This is a genomic window from Sphingopyxis sp. (genome assembly GCF_025869345.1).
GTDB lineage: Bacteria > Pseudomonadota > Alphaproteobacteria > Sphingomonadales > Sphingomonadaceae > Sphingopyxis.
The window spans coordinates 1-3,681 of sequence record NZ_JAOZVW010000030.1; the positions used below are offsets into that span (position 1 = coordinate 1).

Here is a 3,681-nt window from a genome sequence, read left to right on the forward strand (position 1 = left end):
CGGTTCGGGCATCGAAGACTTTCCGACGCCTGCCGGCGTCCGAAACTCTCAACGATTTCGGACTGACTGCTTTTAGCGTGCAAACGAGGATAGCGGACGTTTAGCGACAGGCCAAAGCGTTCGCTTCCAGAGGGCGTGGTCCTTGTCAGCGCCGCAAAGCAAGCGAAAGCAGCTTTGCGGCTATCGATGCCGGCAATCGTCCCTGTCCGAAGGTATGCCCCAACCAATGCCTCGATCCAATCGACCAGGAGCCGACCGCCACCTAGCTTGCTGAACGTCGTGATTGCACGGCTTTCAGGAGGATCGAGACATGAAACCCGACACTATTGCAACGCCCGACACCTCGGGCTTCGAAGAGCTGGTTCCGTCGCGCTATGCGCTGCGGATCGGCGACATCGATGTGCTTGTCGTCAGCGACGGCGTGCTGCCGCTGCCCACCGAAACGATGGCCACCAATGTGGACCCCGCGGTCCGCGCCGAATGGTTCAAGGATATGTTCGTCGGACCCGACATGTTCGACTGGGCTCTCAATGTCCTCGTGCTGCGCAGCGGCGACAAGACCATCTTGGTCGATGCGGGCCTCGGCGGCCAGTTCCCCGGTTTCCCACGCGCCGGCCAGTTTCCCAAGCGGCTGCAGGCCGCGGGGATCGACTTGGCATCAGTCACCGACATCATCATCACGCATATGCACATGGATCATGTCGGGGGGCTGCTCGTCGAGGACGTGAATCGACGTCTGAATCCGGACGTGCGCATCCATGTCACGGCCACCGAAATCGCCTTCTGGCAGACCCCCGACTTCGACCAGACGGCGATGCCTAACCCCGTTCCCGAGGTTCTGCGCAAGACCGCTACGCAGTTCATCGATGCCTATGCCGACAAGATCATGGCCTTCGACGAGGAGTGCGAAGTGGCGCCGGGCGTGGTCGCAAAGCTGACCGGCGGGCACACGCCGGGGCACTGCGTCGTCCATGTCGCATCGGGTGGCGAGCGCCTGACCTTCGCGGGCGACGCGCTCTTCCCCGTCGGTTTCGACCATCCCGACTGGCATAACGGCTTCGAGCATGATCCCGAAGAATCGGTGCGCGTGCGCGTTCGCCTGTTGCAGCAAGCGGCCGCGAGCGGTGAGTATCTCGTCGCGACGCATTTGCCCTTCCCTTCGGTGGGCCGCGTCGCCGCCGATGGCGACGCCTTCCGCTGGGTCGCTGCCTTCTGGGATTTCTGATCTCCAGCCGAAGGCTCCCCTGGGGGCGTACCGACCGATCGCGCCGGTATGCCCCCAACCGGCAGAACACCGCCCCCTCCAGTCCAGGGAATTCGAAATGCGGCATCCGTGCGAGCCCGTCTCGCTGCACGCTTATGGTCCGTCAGGCCGAATGCGCAGCAAGCCTGTCTGCAAGAAAATCGGTGAACAATCGGACGCGCAGCGGTGCAAGGCGGCCGAAAGCGTGCAGCGCCTGGACGGGAACCGAGGCGAGCGGATCGTGCGGGAATATCTCGGCGAGGCGTCCCGCGGCAAGATCGTCCGCCACCGCCAGCCGAAGCAGCTGCGCAATGCCGACCCCGCCGAGCGCCGCAATCCGCATCGCCTGACCCGAATCGGTGTCGAGTGCCCCTTCGGGCAGCAGATCGGTCCCGTCGGCGAAGCGAATGGGATAGGCCTGCGACCCAAGCCGATACCGGATATGCGGCAATTGCGCGAGCGCTTCGCGCGTCGCGGGATGGGCAACGCGTTCGAGCCATTGAGGCGCCGCGACGAGGATGAGCGGCAGGGTCGCAAGACGTCGCACCATCCAGTCGACATTCCCCATTTCGCCGACACGCAACGCCACGTCATAGCCTTCGCGGATCAGGTCGACATGGCGATCGGTGATACTGATCTCAAGCTTGATCTCGGGATAGCGCGGGACGAATTCCCGGGTGAGCGCTTCCATCAACGCGGGACCGAGCACGCCGGGAATGCTGGCGCGCAGCACCCCCTGCGCGCGTTCAGCCCCCTTCAAGGCGTCGCCGGCTTCGTCGAGGGCACGCAGCAGCGGGGCGATGCGCTCGTAATAGGCGGTCCCGTCGACAGTCAGCGTCAGCGAACGGGTGGACCGGAGGAAAAGTTTGACGCCGAGGCGTCGTTCGAGCCGTTCGACGCTCTTAGAAACCGCGGAGGGGGTGGTCCCGGCAAGACGCGCCGCGGCGCTGAACGAACCCGTCTCGACGGCGCGCACGAAGGCATGAAGTCCGGTCGTCGGTTCGAGGCCAGCGGTCATTCGATAGTTTTTAGCAAAAATGATGTGCCTGTCTCCAGTCTAATTTTCCGAACTAGAAAAGCCAAATCCATCGCCGTCTTCAACCACAGAGGTGAATTATGGACAGTTTGAAGGGAAAGGTCGCCGTAGTTACCGGCGGCAACAGCGGCATTGGTTTCGCGAGCGCGAAACTCTTTGCCGAGCAGGGCGCGCAAGTGGTGATCACCGGGCGGCGCCAGGCCGCACTCGACGAGGCAGTCCGGTCGATCGGCCCTGCTGCGGTAGCGATCTGCGGCGACGTCGCCGACCCGGCGCACCACCGCGCGGTCGCGGACCTTATTCGCGAGCGTTTCGGCGGTGCGGACATCTATATGGCGAACGCCGGAGTCAACACGATCACGCCATCGGGCGAGGTGCGCGAAGCCGAATATGACACCCAGTTCGGAATCAATGCCCGCGGCACTTTCTTTGGGGTCCAAGCGATCGCGCCGCACCTGCAGGAGCGAGCCTCGATCATCCTTGTCGGTTCGCTCGCGAGCGACAAGGTGCTCGACGGACACGCCGTCTATGCCGGGACCAAGGCGGCGATCGGGGCGTTCGCGCGAAGCTGGGCGCTCGAATTCAAGGACCGCGGCATCCGCGTCAACATGCTCAGTCCCGGGCCAACCGAAACCGAGATCCTCGGCAAGCTGGGCGTGGCGCCCGAAGAGCGTGGCGCTTTTGCCGAAATGATGGCGGGCGCAATCCCGCTCGCGCGGCTCGGCCGGCCGGAGGAACTCGCGCGCGCTGCACTGTTCCTCGCGTCCGACGCCAGCAGCTTCGTGACCGGTATCAACCTGCGCGTCGACGGCGGCATGGCGCTGCTCTGATTCATCCCCAAACATCGAAGGAAATCAGCATGACCCAACCTCCCGTCGAGCCCGCCATCGCCGCCTTGATCCACGACGTCGTCCATGTCGGCAGCGCTTATGACATCGAAGGCATGGAAAGGCTCTACACGCCCGACCAGATTTTCCTGGTCCTCGGCAGCGACGGCGAGGTGACCCGAATTCTTCGCGACGATTCGATCGCTGAATTCCGGTCGCGTCGCGACGCGGGCGAAGCGACGCTTTCGACCGAACATCGGGTGCTTCACGTCGAGCAGCAGGGCGATCATGCGACGGCGATCCTCTATCGCCGCATGAGCTCCGACGCTCCGCCCGCGATGTACGAGCTTCGGATGCGCAAGGATTCCGGCACCTGGATGGTCGCCGGTGAAACGGTGACGCCCTGGCCGGGCGGCATCGATGGCGCCTTCCTCCCTCCCCGGAAGGGCGCCTGACTGCGGGGGGGGGGGGGGCCCCCCCCCCCCCCCCCCCCCCGGCCCCCCCCCATCAAAAAACCAAAGGACAATAGGTGTATAAAAAATGGGTAAACCCCGCGCCCGGCGCGGGGGGGGGGC

General features: G+C 64.4%; 4 protein-coding genes. 3 read left to right on the forward strand and 1 reads right to left on the reverse strand.

Going from position 1 to position 3,681, the window contains the following annotated elements:
* The first annotated feature begins 310 nt into the window (after positions 1-310).
* Positions 311-1,225 (forward strand): MBL fold metallo-hydrolase, encoded by a 915-nt coding sequence (locus tag OJI97_RS03125; RefSeq protein ID WP_184101400.1) that lies wholly within the window; start codon positions 311-313, stop codon positions 1,223-1,225.
* Between the two features lie 142 nt (positions 1,226-1,367).
* Here OJI97_RS03125 and OJI97_RS03130 read toward each other — a convergent pair whose 3' ends face one another.
* A complete protein-coding gene (locus tag OJI97_RS03130) occupies positions 1,368-2,261 on the reverse strand; it encodes a LysR family transcriptional regulator (RefSeq protein WP_184101398.1) in 894 nt (297 codons plus the stop codon).
* A 98-nt stretch (positions 2,262-2,359) separates the two neighbouring features.
* Between OJI97_RS03130 and OJI97_RS03135 the strand changes: the two genes are divergently transcribed.
* Positions 2,360-3,109 carry an SDR family oxidoreductase gene (locus OJI97_RS03135; protein WP_184101396.1) on the forward strand — a complete coding sequence of 250 codons (750 nt, stop codon included), beginning with the start codon at positions 2,360-2,362 and terminating at the stop codon, positions 3,107-3,109.
* Between the two features lie 29 nt (positions 3,110-3,138).
* Positions 3,139-3,561 carry a hypothetical protein gene (locus OJI97_RS03140; protein WP_184101394.1) on the forward strand — a complete coding sequence of 141 codons (423 nt, stop codon included), beginning with the start codon at positions 3,139-3,141 and terminating at the stop codon, positions 3,559-3,561.
* Positions 3,562-3,681 lie beyond the last annotated feature (120 nt).